Annotated in this window: 18 protein-coding genes; 14 read left to right on the top strand and 4 right to left on the bottom strand. The window is 69.0% G+C overall.

Annotation, left to right across the window (positions count from 1 at the left end):
• Positions 1–131: 131 nt before the first annotated feature.
• Positions 132–896 (bottom strand): lysophospholipid acyltransferase family protein, encoded by a 765-nt coding sequence (locus RN02_RS08670; RefSeq protein WP_043314104.1) that lies wholly within the window; start codon positions 894–896, stop codon positions 132–134.
• A complete protein-coding gene (gene olsB, locus RN02_RS08665; RefSeq protein ID WP_043314103.1) occupies positions 896–1654 on the bottom strand; it encodes an L-ornithine N(alpha)-acyltransferase in 759 nt (252 codons plus the stop codon). The genes RN02_RS08670 and olsB overlap by 1 nt, the downstream gene beginning before the upstream one ends.
• A gap of 144 nt (positions 1655–1798) precedes the next feature.
• On the opposite strand from olsB, the gene RN02_RS08660 reads away from it, so the two are divergent.
• From RN02_RS08660 to RN02_RS08595, 14 genes are all read left to right on the top strand, one after another.
• Positions 1799–2695 (top strand): acyl-CoA/acyl-ACP dehydrogenase, encoded by an 897-nt coding sequence (locus tag RN02_RS08660; protein WP_043314102.1) that lies wholly within the window; start codon positions 1799–1801, stop codon positions 2693–2695.
• A 71-nt stretch (positions 2696–2766) separates the two neighbouring features.
• Entirely contained in the window at positions 2767–3552 is a 786-nt protein-coding gene (locus RN02_RS08655) for an MBL fold metallo-hydrolase (protein ID WP_043273332.1), read from the top strand.
• A 90-nt stretch (positions 3553–3642) separates the two neighbouring features.
• Entirely contained in the window at positions 3643–4770 is a 1128-nt protein-coding gene (locus tag RN02_RS08650; protein ID WP_043314101.1) for a serine hydrolase domain-containing protein, read from the top strand.
• Positions 4767–5087 (top strand): hypothetical protein, encoded by a 321-nt coding sequence (locus tag RN02_RS08645; RefSeq protein ID WP_043314100.1) that lies wholly within the window; start codon positions 4767–4769, stop codon positions 5085–5087. Before RN02_RS08650 ends, RN02_RS08645 begins: the two co-directional genes overlap by 4 nt.
• A 239-nt stretch (positions 5088–5326) precedes the next feature.
• The gene (locus tag RN02_RS08640; RefSeq protein WP_043314099.1) at positions 5327–5902 is read left to right on the top strand and encodes a YceI family protein; all 576 of its coding nucleotides are present in this window, start codon (positions 5327–5329) and stop codon (positions 5900–5902) included.
• 74 nt (positions 5903–5976) lie between these two features.
• Complete coding sequence (locus RN02_RS08635) at positions 5977–7056, top strand: phospholipase D-like domain-containing protein (RefSeq protein WP_152623736.1); 1080 nt, start codon at positions 5977–5979, stop codon at positions 7054–7056.
• Positions 7057–7101: 45 nt separating this feature from the next.
• Positions 7102–8379, top strand: coding sequence for an acyltransferase family protein (locus RN02_RS08630; RefSeq protein ID WP_043314097.1), 1278 nt, complete (start codon positions 7102–7104; stop codon positions 8377–8379).
• 85 nt (positions 8380–8464) lie between these two features.
• The gene (locus RN02_RS08625) at positions 8465–9064 is read left to right on the top strand and encodes a DUF2846 domain-containing protein (protein WP_043314096.1); all 600 of its coding nucleotides are present in this window, start codon (positions 8465–8467) and stop codon (positions 9062–9064) included.
• A gap of 275 nt (positions 9065–9339) precedes the next feature.
• The gene (gene fae, locus RN02_RS08620) at positions 9340–9852 is read left to right on the top strand and encodes a formaldehyde-activating enzyme (RefSeq protein WP_009615752.1); all 513 of its coding nucleotides are present in this window, start codon (positions 9340–9342) and stop codon (positions 9850–9852) included.
• Positions 9853–9862: 10 nt separating this feature from the next.
• A complete protein-coding gene (locus RN02_RS08615) occupies positions 9863–10897 on the top strand; it encodes an aldo/keto reductase (protein WP_043314095.1) in 1035 nt (344 codons plus the stop codon).
• Positions 10894–12333: an NAD-dependent succinate-semialdehyde dehydrogenase gene (locus RN02_RS08610; RefSeq protein ID WP_043314094.1), complete on the top strand. Its 1440-nt coding sequence runs from the start codon at positions 10894–10896 to the stop codon at positions 12331–12333. Before RN02_RS08615 ends, RN02_RS08610 begins: the two co-directional genes overlap by 4 nt.
• A gap of 119 nt (positions 12334–12452) precedes the next feature.
• Complete coding sequence (locus RN02_RS08605) at positions 12453–13814, top strand: MFS transporter (protein ID WP_043314093.1); 1362 nt, start codon at positions 12453–12455, stop codon at positions 13812–13814.
• Positions 13815–13972: 158 nt separating this feature from the next.
• Entirely contained in the window at positions 13973–14425 is a 453-nt protein-coding gene (locus RN02_RS08600) for a hypothetical protein (RefSeq protein WP_009615760.1), read from the top strand.
• Between the two features lie 22 nt (positions 14426–14447).
• Complete coding sequence (locus RN02_RS08595; RefSeq protein WP_024128431.1) at positions 14448–14990, top strand: GNAT family N-acetyltransferase; 543 nt, start codon at positions 14448–14450, stop codon at positions 14988–14990.
• 173 nt (positions 14991–15163) lie between these two features.
• Here RN02_RS08595 and RN02_RS08590 read toward each other — a convergent pair whose 3' ends face one another.
• Positions 15164–15424, bottom strand: coding sequence for a hypothetical protein (locus RN02_RS08590; RefSeq protein ID WP_009615762.1), 261 nt, complete (start codon positions 15422–15424; stop codon positions 15164–15166).
• 174 nt (positions 15425–15598) lie between these two features.
• Entirely contained in the window at positions 15599–16474 is an 876-nt protein-coding gene (locus RN02_RS08585; RefSeq protein ID WP_043314092.1) for a LysR substrate-binding domain-containing protein, read from the bottom strand.
• Positions 16475–16619: the final 145 nt, after the last annotated feature.

The following is a 16619-nucleotide window of genomic DNA, read 5'->3' as shown; positions in this document are numbered from 1 at the left end:
AAGGGGACGGCGGGCGCCCGCCAATGGCGGGCGCCGGTCTTTCCGGCTGGCGCCCAAGCCTGCGCCGCCGTCCGGGGCGGAACCTGCCAGCCGTGGCGCCCGGCAGGTTCGACTTTCTCTTTCAGGCTCTTTCAGGCGGCCAGCGCCTGCTCCCGAGCGACTTCCCCGTAGATCACCGTGCCGATGGCGGCGTGGGCCTGCTGCGCCAGTTGGGCGCGGTCGCGGCCCTGGCTGGGCAGCGGCGCGAGCAGGTGGATCTCCACGCAGCCGCGGTCGTTGCGCAGCAGCCGCAGCAGGTGGCTGAGCAGGTCGTCGTCGCCGATGAAGGGCGCCAGGTGGTCCGGCTCGCCGTCGCGCAGGTAGCGCAGGGCCACCGGCTGCAGCGGCACCCCGGCCTGGATGGCGCCGGCCAGCAGGCGCCCGTGGAAGTTGCGCAGGCCGCGGCCGTCGGTGGTGGTGCCTTCCGGGAAGATCAGCGTCGAGCGGCCCAGCTGCAGGGCCCCGGCGATCTGCTCGCCGAGGCGGCTGCCGTCGCCCGAGCCGCGGCGGATGAACAGGGTGCCGGCCTTTTCCGCCAGCCAGCCGGCCAGCGGCCACTGGCGCACCTCGGCCTTGGACAGGAAGGTCAGCGGGGCCAGGGCGCCGAGCAGCGGGATGTCGAGCCAGGACACGTGGTTGCTGACCCACAGCGCCGGCTGCCGGGGCAGCTCGCCGTAGACCTTCACCCGCAGCGGCAGGGCGCGGCTCAGGCGCGCCAGCCACCAGCGCGTCAGGCCCTGGCGCAGGGCGGTCCAGTCGTAGCCGGGCAGGCGTTCGAGCAGCGCCACCCCGGCGGCCAGCGCCAGGCCCAGGCCGATCACCGCCAGCAGGCGGGCGCTTCGCCAGGCGCCGCGCATCACACGGCCGCCTTGAAGTGGCGGGCGTAGCGCGGGCACAGCTCGTCGCGCTTGAGCAGGATGAACACGTCGGCGACCTGGAAGTCCGGGTCCCAGCAGGGCTCGCCGCAGATCTTCGCGCCCAGGCGCATGTAGGCCTTGAGCAGCGGCGGCAGCTCGGCGGTGAGGTTGTCCGGCAGTTCCTGCGCCGGCAGCGGCGTCTTCGGTTCGGCGCGCAGGTTCTCGCGGCACAGGTAGCGCTCGCGCAGGCGCTGCATCACCGCCAGGGCCTGGATGCCGCCGTCGCGCATGGGGATGCTGGCGCAGCCCATCAGGTAGCGGTAGCCGCCCTCGTTGAGCACTTCGGCCAGCTCGCCCCAGAGCACGGCGATGGTGGCGCCGTTGCGGTAGGCCGGGTCGACGCAGGTGCGGCCGATCTCCAGCACCGGGCCCTGCAGCTCGGCCAGGCCGTCGAGGTGGAATTCCTCTTCGCTGTAGAAGCGCCCCAGGCGCTCGGCGGCGCGGTGGTCGAGCAGGCGGGTGGTGGCCACCAGGGCGCCGCTGGCCAGGTCGCGCACGCCGATGTGCTGGCAGTGGCTGTCGTAGTCGTCCAGGTCCAGGCCGAGCTCGGCGCCTTTGAGGCGTGCATCGAACTCGCTGCTGAAGACGCGGAAGCGCAGGGCCTGGGCTTCGCGCAGGGCGCGGGCGCCGCGCAGGCGCACGGCTTTCAGGCGGCGTTCTTCGCGCGGGGTGTCGCAGGCGTGGGCGGTCTGACTCATGCGGAGGCCTCCATGGGCCGGCCAGGCGGGTTGCGGCCGGTCGCCTTTGTTGTGCAAGCTCAGGCTAGGAAGCGGCGGTGTCACGCTTGTGACCCTGGCGTGATGCTTGTATGACAACACCACCCCCCGGATGAGGATCGCCCCATGCCCTGGAACCGCCTGCTCGGCCCCCTGGAGCCACTGCCCGCCGACCTGGCCCTGGAGGACTGGTACGCCGAACTGCTGGCCTGCGCCGCAGGCGCCGGGCCGCTGGAGCTGGCGGTGCTCGCCGGGCGCCTGGCGGCCACCCCCGGCCTGGCCTTCCTCGGCGGCTACCAGGCGGCCCTGCGCGCCCTGTGGCCGGCGGCTCCGGCCGGGCTGGGCGCGCTCTGCGTCAGCGAGGGCAAGAGCCTGCGCCCGGCGGACCTGGCCACCCGCCTGGACGGCCTGACCCTGCATGGCCGCAAGGACTTCGCCACCGCCGCCGACAGCGCCGCCTGGTACCTGGTGGCGGCGCGCGACGAGCCGGACGGCGAGGCCCCGCGCCTGGCCATGACCGTGGTGCTGGCCGGCGCCCCCGGCGCGCGCCTGGAGCCGATGCCGGCCATGCCGCTGATCCCCGACATCCCCCACGCCCGGCTGATCCTCGAGGGCGCCCACTGCGAGCGCCTGCCGGGCGACGGCTGGGACGCCTACAGCAAGCCGTTCCGCGGCCTGGAAGACCTGCACGTGATGGCCGCGCTGCTGGCCTGGCTGTACGGCGTGGGCCTGGCCAGCCGCTGGCCGCGGGAATTGCCCCTGCGCCTGGCCGGGCTGCTGGCCGGCTGCGCCGAAGTGGCGCGGCACCCGGTGGGCGACACAGCGACGCACCTGCTGCTGGGCGGCCTGTTCGCCCAGTTCGACGCCCTGGCCCCGGCGCTGGACGCCGCCATCGCCCAGGGCCCGGAGCATTGGGCGCAGCTGTGGAAGCGCGACCGCGCGGTGCTCGCCCTGGGCGGCAGCGCCCGCGCCAGACGCCTGGACAAGGCCTGGGTGGCACTGGGGCTTGACCCAAGTCAGTGAGGCTTGCGCCCGCGCCTGGGTACCCTGCGCGACATTCCGCCGCCCCACCGGCATGACCCGCAGGAAGCTCCATGCGTCGCGAACCCATAGTGCTGTTCGACAACGGCACCCACCAATGCCTGTGCTTCGACGACCTCGTCAGTGGCGACGGGGTGCAGTCCAACCAGTTCCTCATCGTCGACCACGGCCAGTACCTGCTGCTCGATCCGGGCGGCGACCTGACCTACACGCCGCTGTCGCTGGAACTGTCGAAGCTGATGCCGTTGCAGGACCTGGACTACATCTTCGCCTCGCACCAGGACCCGGACATCATCGCCGCGCTGGACAAGTGGCTGCTGCACACCCGCGCCAAGGTCGTCTGCTCCAAGCTCTGGGCGCGCTTCCTGCCGCACCTGACGGCCAGCTACCTGGCGGTCAGCCACGGCATCTCCACCTACGACCGCGTCATCGCCGTGCCCGACCGCGGCCAGTCGCTGAGCCTCGGGCGCTGCCAGCTGAAGGTGCTGCCGGCGCACTTCCTGCACTCGGTGGGCAACTTCCAGATCTACGACCCGGTCAGCCGCATCCTCTTCTCCGGCGACATGGGCGCCTCCCTGGTGGACGACGCCAGCCCGGTGCAGGACTTCGCCGAGCACCTGCCGCACATGCTCGGCTTCCACCGCCGCTACATGGCCAGCAACAAGGTGTGCCGGCTGTGGGCGGACATGGTGCGCGGCCTGGACGTGCAGATGATGGTGCCGCAGCACGGCCGGCCCTTCGTCGGGCGGCCGATGATCGACGCCTTCCTGGACTGGATAAGCGGCCTGGAATGCGGCATGGACCTGCTCGGCCCGGCCGACTACCAGGTGCCGCGCTGAATCCGTCCGCCATTACGGCGTGATCGGCGCTTATAGCCGTCATGGCAGCGTGCTAGGGTTCCGCCGGAGCTGACGACAAGAGGCCCGCCGATGCCCATGCCCTCCCTGCGCCCGCTGCTGCGTGGCCTCACCCTGGCCGCCGGCCTGTGCCTGCTGGCGCCGGCCCACGCGGAAACCTGGCCGGACGCCGACTGGCAGTCCGGCCCCGCGCCCAGTGGCCCGGCGTTGCAGGCCTTCGAAGCCTATGCCTTCCCGGCGCGCGACGACGCCACCCGCCAGGGTGTGCGCAGCGATGCCGTGGTGGTGATCCGCGACGGTCAACTGCTCTACGAACGCTATGCCGGGCCGACCCGCGCGCAGACCCCGCACCTGGCCTGGTCGATGAGCAAGAGCATCATGGCCTGCGTGCTCGGCGTGGCCTACGGCGAGGGCCGCTTCCAGCTGGACGACGCGGTGGCGCAGCACTTCGCGCCCTTCGCCGCGCACCCGCAGGTGAAGATGCGCCACCTGCTCAACTGGGCCTCGGGCCTGGCCTGGGAGGAAGACTACGAATACGCCCCGCTGAAATCCTCGGTGGTGGCCATGCTCTACACCCGCGGCCGCGACGACATGGCCGGCTTCGTCGCCGGCTTCCCCGCCGACGCCGAACCGGGCCAGCGCTTCCGCTACTCCAGCGGCGACAGCAACGTGCTCGCCGCCAGCCTCAAGCAGATGGTCGGCGACGCCTACGCGGACTACCCCTGGACCGCGCTGTTCGAGCCCCTGGGCATCCGCTCGGCGGTGTGGGAACGCGACGCCAGCGGCACCTTCGTCGGCTCCTCCTACGCCTACATGAGCGCCCGCGACCTGGCGCGCATCGGCCTGCTGATGCAGCGCGGCGGACGCTGGAAGGAGCGCCAGCTGCTGCCCCAGGCCTGGATGCAGTTCGCCCTCACGCCGTTCGCCAACTACCGCCCGAGCGCGGAAGACGCCAGCGACGGCGTGCCCGGCGGCCAGTGGTGGCTCAACCGCGCCCCGGCCGGCGCCGGCCTGCCCTGGCCGAACGCCCCGGAAACCGCCTTCGCCGCCCTCGGCCACTGGGGCCAGGCGCTCTACGTGCTGCCCGACCAGAAGCTGGTGATAGTGCGCTACGCCGACGACCGCGACGGCAGCTACCGCCACGACGACTTCCTCAAGCGGGCCCTCGCGGCCTTCGCCCAGCCGGAGGCCAAGCCATGATCCGCCGCCACCCGCTGCTCAGCCTGCTGCTCCTGGCGCTGGTCGCCCTGGCCGGCTGGGCCTGGGCCAACCGCGTGCACCTGGAGTCCTTCCCGCCGATCATCGGCGCCTACACGGCCAAGGAGTACTGCTCCTGCCGCTACGTCATGGGCAACAGCGCCGAGTATTGCCAGGGCTACACCAAGCAGTACGTGCCGACCAGCGCCTTCCTCGACGACGCCGAGCACAAGCGCGTGACCGCCAGCGGCCTGGGCAGCACCCAGACCGCCGCCTGGCTCGGCCTGCGCGAGGGCTGCCGGCTGCTGCCGCAGCCGTAGGGCGGATAACGCCTACGGCGTTATCCGCCGCTTGGCCTTGGTTCCCGGCGGCGTCTGGGTTGACCTGGGCATTGGCTGCGGTCTCGGTGTATCGGCGGATAACCGCGAACGGTTATTCGCCCTACGTCTGAACCAATGGCGCTGCCGCCTGCCCAACGGGCTCGCCGGCCGGTTTGCAAGCCGACGGCGGGCGGCTATCGTTGGCCGTTGATCCGGTCGTTTTCCATGTAAGGGATTTCATGCGCTCGCTGTTCGCCTTCCTCTTCGCGGCCTGCTTCGCCGCCTCCGCCCAGGCGGCCTGGTACCTCGACTACGAGTCCTCGCGGCTGAACTTCGTCACCGGCCGCGGCGCCGCCGGCGCCGACAACAACCGCTTCCTGGTCATGCACGGCAGCGTCGACGACCACGGCAAGGCCAGCCTGCGCATCGAGCTGGACTCGGTGCTAAGCGGCGTGCCGCTGCGCGACGAGCGCATCCGCGAGCTGCTGTTCGAGACCGAACGCTACCCCGAGGCCAGCGTGGACGCGCAGCTGGACCTGGGGCCGATCCTCGGCCTGGCCAACGGCGCGCAGCTGGAAATGCCGCTGCCGTTGCGCCTGGACCTGCACGGCGCCAGCCGCGCCTACCGCGCCGAGGTGCTGGTGACGCGCCTGGACGAACGGCGCTTCCAGGTGGTGACGCTGTCGCCGCTGATCCTCGATGCCGCCGACTTCGGCCTGGCGCCGGGGGTGGAGAAACTGCGCAAGCTCGCCGGCCTGCAGACCATCAACCTGGCGGTGCCGGTGGGCGCCGTGCTGATCTTCGCCCAGCGGTGAGCGGGCCGGTCTTCCCCTGGCGCAGCGGCAACCGCTTCGCCCTGCTGGTGGACGGGGAGGACTTCTTCCCGAGCATGCTCACGGCCATCGCCCGGGCGCAGCGCCAGGTGGACCTGGAGCTGTACCTGGTGGAGGGCGGCACCTGTTCCGAGCTGCTGCTGGAAACCCTGATCGACGCCCTGCGCCGCGGCGTGGCCGTGCGCTGCCTGTTCGACGGCTTCGGCGCCCTGCGCCTGGGCAGCGCCTGGGGCCGCCGGCTGCGCGAGGCCGGCGGCGAGCTGCGCCTGTACAACCCGCTGCGCTGGCGCGGCGGCTGGCGCAATCTGTTCCGCGACCACCGCAAGCTGCTGCTGGTGGACCAGGATGTTGGCTACGTCGGCGGCGCCGGCGCCACCGACGAGTTCTGGTCGGTGCCGGAGAACACCAGCGCCTGGCACGAGGTGATGGTGGAAATGCAGGGCCCGGTGCTGGCCGACTGGCTGGTGCTGTTCGAGCGCCAGTGGCATGCCTGCCTGCAGGCCAAGGCCTGGCGCCCGCAGCAGATGCTGCCGCCGGCGCGCCTGCCGCCCACGCCCGTGGGCGGTAGCGGCCTGGGCCGGGTGGCCTACGCCGACGCCCGCCAGCACCGCGACATCCTGCAGTCGCTGGTGCGCAGCCTGAACGGCGCGCAGCAGCGCATCTGGCTGGCCACGCCGTATTTCCTGCCCACCTGGAAGGTCCGCCGGGCGCTGCGCAAGGCCGCGCGGCGCGGCGTGGAGGTGCGCCTGCTGCTGACCGGCCGGCTCACCGACCACGCCCCCGTGCGCTATGCTGGGCAGCGCTATTACCCGCGCCTGCTGCGCGCCGGCATCCGCATCTTCGAGTACCAGCCGCGCTTCCTGCACATGAAGGTGGTGCTGGTGGACGATTGGACGAGCGTCGGTTCGTGCAACTTCGATCATTGGAACTTGCGGTTCAATCTGGATGCCAATATCGAGATACTGGACGCCGACTTCACGGCGGCGGTGGCCGATTGCCTGATCGCCGACTTCGCCGCCAGCCGGGAGATCGATTTCACGCTGTGGCACGGCCGCTCCCTGTGGATGCGCCTGCACCAGCGGTTGTGGGGCTGGCTCGACCGGGTGGTGGTGAACTTCCTCGATCGTCGCCGTTGAGCAGTCCGCCGGGGCAGGCACCCCGGGGAGAACGGGAGCAGGGTCGTGAACAAGAGCGGCAAGGAAAGGTTCATCGGGCTGGAGTGGTTGCGCTTCCTGCTCGGGATATACGTGGTGGTCTACCACACCCTCCATGCCTACCCGGCGGAGCAGAAGTTCCGCGGGCTGGACGAGCTGACCAGCCTGGGCTTCTTCGCCACCAGCACCTTCTTCGTGCTCTCCGGCTTCCTCCTGGCCCACGTCTACGTCACCGACGGCCAGTTGCGCGAGAGCCCGCGCAGCTTCCTCACCAAGCGCTTCTCCAACCTCTACCCGATCCACATCTTCTCGATCCTGCTGACCATCGGCGTGCTGCTGCTGATCAGCCAGTTGGGCATCGGCCCGGACCTGGACCAGGCCACCCCGCGCTTCGTGGTCTACGACACCCACGAGCGCCTCGGCCAGAGCCACCCGGAGCTGTTCCGCCACTGGATGAGCGACCGCGAGCTGCTGCTCAACAGCATCCTCCAGCTGACCATGCTGCAGGCCTGGAACCCTCTGTACCTGACCTTCAACGCGCCGCTCTGGTCGCTGTCCACGCTGTTCTTCTTCTACCTCTGCTTCCCGGCGCTGGCGCCGCGGCTGATGCGCATCGGCAACAAGCGGCGGGCGCTGCTGGCGCTCTGGCTGCTGTACCTGGTGCCGCCGCTGCTGCTGGCGCTGCACCAGCAGTACGGCATGCCCTGGACCGGCCTGCTGCACCGCAACCCCATCCTGCGCCTGCCGGAATTCCTCGGCGGCATCCTCGCCTACGGCCTGTTCCGCGAGCACAAGGACAGCGGCCGCCTGCCCGGCACCGGCGCGGTGCTGGCGCTGGGCGGCTTCGTGGTGGCCAACTTCCTCGCCGCCGACTACCTCTACACCCAGGGCGCGCGGCACTGGTACTTCCTGCTGCACAACGGCCTGCTGCTGCCGGCGCAGCTGGCGCTGGTGTACATCAGCGCCTTGCCGCGCGACCCGCACAGTCCGGCGATCCGCCACTGGTCGCCGCGCCTGGGGGCGGCCTCGCTGTCGCTGTTCGCCCTGCACGTGCCGCTGTTCACCCTGTTCTCCCGCGCCGAGAAGCTGATCCGCGCGCCCGGCGACTGCCTGGCCGACTGGGCCTACTGCATCACCGCGGCCACCGAGCAGCAGCTGTCGCTGTGGCTGTACCCGCTGTTCCTGCTGTTCATGGTGGTCAGCTGCGTGCTGTTCCAGGAGCGCTTGGTCGTACCCACGCGCAAGTGGCTGGTGCGTCACCTGTTACCGCAGGCGGCGCAGAGGCGCCCGGCCACGCTGCCCTGAGGCGCCGCCACCCGGACTTTCGGCGGGTGGCTAGGCGGCCGGCGCTGGTTATGCTCGCGGCATGACCACAAGAAGGGACTGACGCATGTTGCGATCGCTGCTGGGCCTGGTTCTCCTGCTGCTGGCCGGTTGCAGTTCCCCCGGCGCCTTCTTCGGCGCCACCGACGGCCAGGCTTTCGCGCCGCTGCGACCCGGCGACGCGCAGCATGCCCTGGTCTACCTCTACCGCCCGCAGAACCAGTGGGCCGACGAGGAACTGGAAGCCCCCGGCCTGTTCCTCAACAACGAGCTGATCGGCAGCCTGCCGAGCAACGGCTACCTGGCCCTGGAGTTCGAGCCGGGCAGCTTCAAGCTGGAAATGCGCCGGCCGCTGTTCGGCAGCTTCTGGACCTTCTTCGCCGACGGCCCGCTGGACTTCACCCGTATTTCCAGCTTCATGCTCGAAGCCAAGGCCGGCGGCGTCTACTACCTGCGCTACGACGAGGACCGCGTGCCCGCCAAGCGCAGCCACAGCGAGGGCGATGGCCCGCTGCAACTGATCGAGGCGCGCCTGGCCGAACCGGAGATCGCCCGCACCCGCCTGGTCCAGGAGCCGGCGCAGATCGCCGCCAGCGGCTACGAGGTGCGGCGCCAGCGGCGCTTCTGGGAAGGCGTCGGCAAGGCCCTGGACAAGGTCGGCATCTGAACCCCTCCAGGTTATGAGCTGAACTCATAGCTCCTTGAGTTTTTATGCTTACCGGCCCGCAACGGGCCGGTGCTAAAAAATCGCGCAACGGCTCCCGACAACAACAACGAGCGACTGCGCCATGCCTTCATTCCTCCCGCTGCTTTCCCGCTTCCCGCTCGTTCCTCCTCCAATTCCGTCGCGAACCGCCTACTGAACCCGGCTGCCCCGCAGCCCTGCGCACGGACCTTCGCGGTCCGCGCCCCCGCTCGCCCTGACGATCCCACGAGGTACCCATGAAACAGCTCGATCTCTACATCGGTGAAGGCTTCGAAGGCCCCGGCGTCAACGCCGCGCACATCAACATCCTGCTCGGCCCGCGCAACGGCCCCGCCGGCCAGGCCTTCGCCGGCAGCCTGGCCTCGCCCAGCCAGGGCCACTGCCCGTTCATGGTGATCGCCCAGCCGAACCTCCCGGTCAAGCCGATGACCCTCTACGTGAACAAGGCCCCGATCGGCGGCGACCTGCACGCCAACGCCACCTGGGGCGCGTCCCAGGCCGGCATCGCCAAGGCCGTCACCGAGGCCCTGCTGGACGGCACCCTGCCGGCCGAAGCCGAGGACGAGTGGGCCATCGTCACCGCCAACTGGGTCAACCCGGCCTGCGACGACCTGGATGCCGTCTACCTGAACAACTACAACGCCTGCCGCACCGCCATCCGCGCGGCGCTGGCCTGCAAGCCCGAGCGCGCGCAGCTGGCCGACGTGGTCGGGCAGATCGCCAACCCCTTCTACACCCCCAAAGCCTGAGGTCGCCGCCATGCAATACATCCGTCTCGGCAACTCCGGCCTGCAGGTCTCCAAGCTGTGCCTGGGCACCATGAACATGGGCACCCCGGACTGGAAGCCGTGGATCTTCGACGAACAGCGCAGCGAACCGATCGTGAAGCACGCGCTGGACGCCGGGGTGAACTTCGTCGACCTGGCCGACTTCTACTCCGCCGGTATCGGCGAGGAAGTGGTGGGGCGCATCCTCAAGCGCCTGGTGCGCCGCGAGGACATCGTGGTCACTACCAAGGTCGGCTACGGCACCCGCCAGGGCATCAACGCCAGCGGCCATTCGCGCAAGCACATCATGGACAGCATCGACGCCTCCCTGGCCCGCCTGGGCATGGACTACGTCGATATCTACATGCTGCATTTCTATGACCTGAACACCCCCGTGGAAGAGGCGATGGGCGCGCTGAACGACATCGTCCGCGCCGGCAAGGCCCGCTATATAGGCGTATCCACCATGCTCACCGGGCAACTGGCGAAAATCCTCATGGCCTGCGAGCGCAACGGCTGGGTCAAGCCGATCAACATGCAGCTGCAGCTCAACTGCGCCTACCGCGAGGAAGAGCGCGAGATGATCCCCTTCTGCCGCGACCAGGGCCTCGGCGTCTCGGTGTTCAGCCCGCTGGCCCGCGGCCTGCTGACCGGCGATGCGCAATCCACGCGCAACCAGACCGACTTCTTCACCCAGCAGATGTACGCCGACGAGGCCTCCTTCGAGATCGCCCGCTCGGTGCAGCGCGTGGCCCGGCGCCGCGGCGTGAGCAACGCGCAGGTCGCCCAGGCCTGGGTGCTCAACCACCCCGGCGTGGACTGCATGCTGGTCGGCGCCGACACCACGGCGCAGTTCGACAGCGCCCTGGCCGCCCTGGAGACGCGCCTGGACGAGGAAGAACTCTACGAACTGGAGCGCAACTACACGCCTTGCGACCTGATCAACGACTACACCGCCGGCAAGCGCATCCTCCGCGTGGCCCGGCCGATGCGCGAGACCTTTTCGCTGACGGAGGCCGTGGCATGAGCGTACTGCTGAAAGCCGGCCACTACATCGACGGACAGTGGCACAGCGGCGGCCCGACCTACGCGGTCCGCAACCCGGCCACCGGCGAGGTGATCATTGAGGTGCCGCGCGGCGGTGCCGAGGAAACCAACGCCGCCATCGCCGCCGCCGAGCGCGCCCTGCCGGCCTGGCGCGCTCTGCTGGCCAAGGAACGCGCGGCGCGCCTGCGCCGCTGGGCCGAACTGATGCTGGCCAGCCAGGACGAACTGGCGCGCCTGCTCAGCCGCGAGCAGGGCAAGCCGCTGGCCGAGGCGAAAGGCGAGGTGGCCTACGCCGCGAGCTTCCTCGAATGGTTCGCCGAGGAAGCCAAGCGCGTGTACGGCGACGTGATCCCTTCGCCCAAGGCCGACGCGCGCATCGTCGTCACCAAGCAGCCGATCGGCGTGGTGGCCGCCATCACCCCGTGGAACTTCCCCCTGGCCATGGTCACCCGCAAGGTCGGCCCGGCTCTGGCGGCGGGCTGCACGCTGATCCTCAAGCCCTCGGAAGAGACGCCGCTGTCGGCCTTCGCCCTGGCCGTGCTGGCCGAGCAGGCGGGCATCCCGGCCGGGGTGTTCAACATCGTCTCCGGCGACGCCCCGGCCATCGGCGGCGCGCTGCAGGCCTCGGGCGTGGTGCGCAAGCTGTCGTTCACCGGCTCCACCCGCACCGGCAAGCTGCTGATGCGCCAGGCCGCGGACACCCTGAAGAAGGTCTCCCTGGAACTGGGCGGCAACGCGCCCTTCATCGTCTTCGCCGATGCCGACCTGGACGCCGCGGTGCGCGGCGCCATGGCCTCGAAGTTCCGCAACACCGGGCAGACCTGCGTGTGCGTCAACCGCTTCTACGTGCAGGACGAGGTGTACGAAGCCTTCACCGCCAAGCTCGCTGAAGCGGTGCGCGGGCTGCGCGTGGGCAACGCCCTGGAAGGCGACACCGAGCAGGGCCCGCTGATCAACGAAGCGGCCCTGGCCAAGGTCGAACAGCATGTCGGCGACGCTCTGGAGAAGGGCGCCCGGCTGCTCTGCGGCGGCCAGCGCCATGCCCTGGGCGGCACCTTCTACGAGCCCACGGTGCTGGCCGAGGCGAACGCCGGGATGCTCATCGCCGGCGAGGAAACCTTCGGCCCGGTGGCCGCCTGCTTCCGCTTCCGCGACGAGGCCGAGGCGCTGCGCCTGGCCAACGACACGCCCTACGGCCTGTCCGCCTACTTCTACAGCCGCGACATCGGCCGCGTCTGGCGCATGGCCGAGGGCCTGGAGGCCGGCATGGTCGGCATCAACGAAGGGATCATCTCCACCGAGGTGGCGCCCTTCGGCGGCATCAAGGAATCCGGCCTGGGCCGCGAGGGCTCCAAGTACGGCCTCGACGACTACCTGGAGATCAAGTACCTGCTGCTCGGCGGCCTGTCCGACTGACGCCGCCCCGCATGCAGCCGCGGCCACGCCGCTAAGGAGTTCCGCCAACCGCCGCCGCCCCGACCGGTGCGGCGGTCATCCTTCCGTTCAGACAACAAGAAAAAAACTCGGAGACGATCATGTCGGGTAACACAGTCAGAATCGATGACCTGCCCATCGGCAGGTTCCACATCAAGATCGCCGGCCTCACCTTCGGCGCCCACTTCACCGACGGCTACATCCTCGGGCTGATCGGCATCGCCTTCACCCTGATCAACCCGCAACTGAACCTCGACCCCTTCTGGCAGGGCCTGATCGGCAGCTCGGCGCTGCTCGGCCTGTTCTTCGGCAGCCTGTTCTTCGGCTGGATTTCCGACCACCTGGGGCGGCAGAAGATCTTCCTCATCAGCTTCGTGCTGATCACCCTGGCCTCGCTGCTGCAGTTCTTCGCCGAGACGGCGCTGCAACTGTTCCTCTGCCGGGTGCTGATTGGCATCGGCCTGGGCGGCGACTTCAGCGTCGGCCACGCCATACTCGCCGAGTTCTCGCCGAAGAAGCACCGCGGCGTGCTGCTGGGCTCCTTCAGCGTGATCTGGACCTTCGGCTACGTCGCCGCCACCTTCGTCGGCACCGCCATGCTCGGCCTGGGCGACGACGCCTGGCGCTGGATGCTGGCATCCTCGGCGATCCCCGCGGCCATGATCCTGATCGCCCGCATCGGCACCCCGGAATCGCCGCGCTGGCTGGTGCACAAGGGCCGTGTGGAAGAAGCGCGGGCCATAGTGCGCAAGCACCTGGGCGCGCACGTGGTGCTCGACGACGAGATCGCCGAGGAGCACAAGGGCGGCTTCCGCCAGCTGTTCAGCGCGCAGTACCGCAAGCGCACCGCGTTCAACTGCCTGTTCTTCATCTGCATCGTCATGCCGTACTTCGCCATCTACACCTTCCTGCCGTCGATCCTGCAGAAGATGGGCCTGGCCGAGGGTTTCGGCACCGAGATGCTGCTCAACGCGCTGCTGGTGGTGGGCGCCTTGCTGGGCATCTGGTGCACGGTGAAATTCACCCGCCGCGGTTTCCTCATCGGCTCCTTCCTGATCCTCTCCGCCGCGCTCTTCCTGCTGGTGCTGCTGCCCGGCAGTCTGGCCTGGCTGATGGTGGCGACCTTCGGCCTGTTCACCCTGGTGCTCTCGGCGGTGAGCAACCTGGTCGGCGTCTACCCGGCGGAAAGCTTCCCCACCGAAGTGCGCGCCGGCGGCATCGGCCTGGCCACCGCCGCCAGCCGCCTGGGCTCGGCGCTGAGCACCTTCCTGCTGCCGGTCAGCGTGGCCGGCATCGGCCTCAACCCGACCATGGCCATCCTCGCCGGCATCCTCCTGTTCGGCGCGCTGATCTCCATGGCCTGGGCGCCGGAGACCAAGTACCTGACGCTGACCGACGCCGGCAGGGGCGAAGGCGAGGCGGGGCCGGCGCAGCCGGCGGCGAAGGTGATGGCAGTACTCTAGCCGGCCGTGTCAGGGAGCCTGCGGTGAAGGGGCTCCCTGTTCAGGTTGGGAGGCGAAATGGCTTTTCTCCCATTCCCGATCGGGACGTTTCGGACATGGAGCGGGGATGCATGCGCTGTATGAGCTTGTGCAATAATTGAGCACTGCACGAGGTGCTCATGACTGCAAAAGCGAAGACAGGGAAGGAAAGAAAGGCTATCCAGCCCGGAGCTGTTCCCATTGAAGTGCCTGTTACCGATCCTGAAGAGACCGGACGCTACCTGCATGTCCATCTGGACGACGAGGAAGAGCAGAAGAATCTCTATGCCGCCATCATTCGTGCCGCGGACATGAAAAGCCCGGAAATCGTGGCGGAACATATCGAGCCATACAATCATGCCATGCGGAGTTTCCAATACAGCAGCAGTCGGATTGCGAGCGCCTTGTCCGAAGCGGTGAGAGGTCATGAGCCGATGCACGTGGCATCGCTCCAGGCGAGGGATGCGTCACGGGATACCGATCGATTCGCAGCTTGTGGTGAGACGGTTCTGAATGTCCGACGGGCACTGGACATGCTGGAGAACCCACCGAAGGCTAACAAGGCCTTGAAGAAGATCCTCTCGCTGCGCTGACTGCTGGCGCCAAGAAGAATGAATGGATTTCATCACTGTCGACTTCGACAAGTCGGTGAACCGCAGGACGTTTGACTGCGTCTCTCCAGACCTCAACGACTACATCGTCAAATACGCCTCCCAGGATCAGAAGCGCCATCTGTCCAGGACATTCCTGGCGCTGGGAAGGGAGCGAACGCTCCTCGGGTACTACACGCTGGCGAGTACGTCGGTTCGCCTCGAGGACGTGGCCGAGCAGGAGCGGAAACGGCTCCCGCGCTATCCGCTTCCGGCAGTGCTGCTGAGTCGTCTGGCAGTGGATAGGTCGTGCCAACGGCAGGGGTTGGGGCAACGACTACTCGCTGATGTATTTCGCCGCCTCTATGCAATGTCGAAGCATGCCGGTATCGCTTTCCTGGCAGTCGACGCCAAGGATGAGGCGGCGGCAAGGTACTACAAGTCGCTGGGTTTCGAATCTTCCGATATGGACCGGTTACGCCTGGTGTATCCGACAGCGCCTCTTTTTGAAGAGCTTGCCCATCAGGATTCGAGCGGGCGACCCCCAGCTACCGGCATCCGTAAGTAGATACCGCTAGGCACCTCAGGCTGTTCTGGAGGTGCCATCCGGCAACGGCGGATAACGCTTCGCGTTATGCGCCCTACGGTCGGGGGATGTCCTGCTCCAGGCGCCTGGTCGAAGAGGGCCACGCCGAGGATGCCCTCCAGGGCTGCTAGGCGCCGGGAGACGGCCGCGTGGCCTCAGGGGCTCATCAGCCCGCGGATGCGCCGGGTGAGGTCGTCCAGCTGGCGCAGGGTGCCGACGTCGTGGGCGCGTTCGTCGTCCGCCTGCGACAGGCCCAGGGCGACGTTGGCCAGGGCGTGGACCCGCGCGGGTTCCACGCCCAGTACGTGGGCGACGCGCTTGGCGGTGGCAGTATCGTTCAGGGCTTCCTGGGCTGCGTCGAGCAACTCCTTCAGCAGTCGCTCGTCCAGCAGGTTCAGTGTGTGCTTGATAGACATGATCGGGTCCTTGCGGTGGCGATTTCTGGCGTCCGTGAGCGGGGGCAGACTCCAGCGCATGATCTTGGACCGCCATGCCTTTGGGAGGAGCGGCAAGGTCTGTGCAATTCCTCCGAGTCGGACGGGGGAGATTTCCACGCGAGGGGCGAAGCTGTCGGCAAATCCTCAAAACGGCTAGGGGTTGCTCATCAGTTCCAGCCAGTCCTGGAAGCGCTGCACCTTGGACAGGCCGCGCTTGTCGGCGGGGATGTCGAGCCAGTAGCCGTAGGGGCCGAGCACTTCCACCGGGGTGATCGGCAGCAGGCTGCCGGCGGCCAGTTCGCGTTCGATCATCTGCCGGTCGATCACCGCCAGGCCGCCGCCGGCCAGGGCGGTGTGGATGACCTGGTCGAGGGTGCTGAACTCGATGCCGCTGCCGGCGTCGACGTCGTTGCGGCCCACGGCTTCCAGCCAGTTCTCCCAGACCTTCAGGCGCTTGCCCTCGTGGAGGATGTGCAGCAGCGGGTGGGTGTGCAGCTCCGGCGGGCGCTCGCCGTCGAACAGCTCCGGGCTGGCCACGGCGATGTGCCGTTCCATCACCAGCAGTTGGCTGTGGCAGTGGGCGGCGGCCTTCAGGCCGAAGCGGATGCGGCAGTCCAGCTCGCCGGGGTTGTCCGCATCCTGGGCGTTGGTCACGCTCAGGCTGATGTCCGGGTAGCGCTGCAGGAAGCTGCGCAGCCGCGGCGACAGCCAGCGCGTGCCCCAGGTCGGCGGCGCGAGGATGCGCAGGCGCTGGCGCAGGTTGGGCACGCGCACCGCCTGCAGGGCGCGCTCGATGCGGTCGAAGGCCTCGCCCAGGTGCGGCGCCAGGGCGCTGCCGGTCTCGGTGAGGGTCAGACCGCGCGGCGTGCGCACGAACAGGCTGACGCCCAGGTAGTCCTCCAGTTGCTTGATCTGCCGGCTGACCGCGCCCTGGGTGACGTTGAGCGCCTCGGCGGCGCGGTTGAAGCTGCGGTGGTGGGCGACTTCCTCGAAGACCCGGAGCATGTTCAGGGGCGGCAGGCTGCGCATGGGGCGGCTTCCGAAAGGGCGCGCGGGGTGGCGCGCGCGGGCTGGTCGTGATGCGCCGATTCTAGCGCCGGGGCCGGTCCTGCAAACATGCGTTTTTCTCCGGTTCGCCCGGCGATTTAGTCGTTTGTGCGCGGCTCGCGCCAGG

It is taken from the genome of Pseudomonas sp. PI1 (assembly GCF_000812405.1).
Lineage (GTDB): Bacteria > Pseudomonadota > Gammaproteobacteria > Pseudomonadales > Pseudomonadaceae > Pseudomonas > Pseudomonas citronellolis.
Note: the sequence above shows the minus strand (reverse complement) of the source record. Positions and strands in the feature narration are given on the sequence as shown.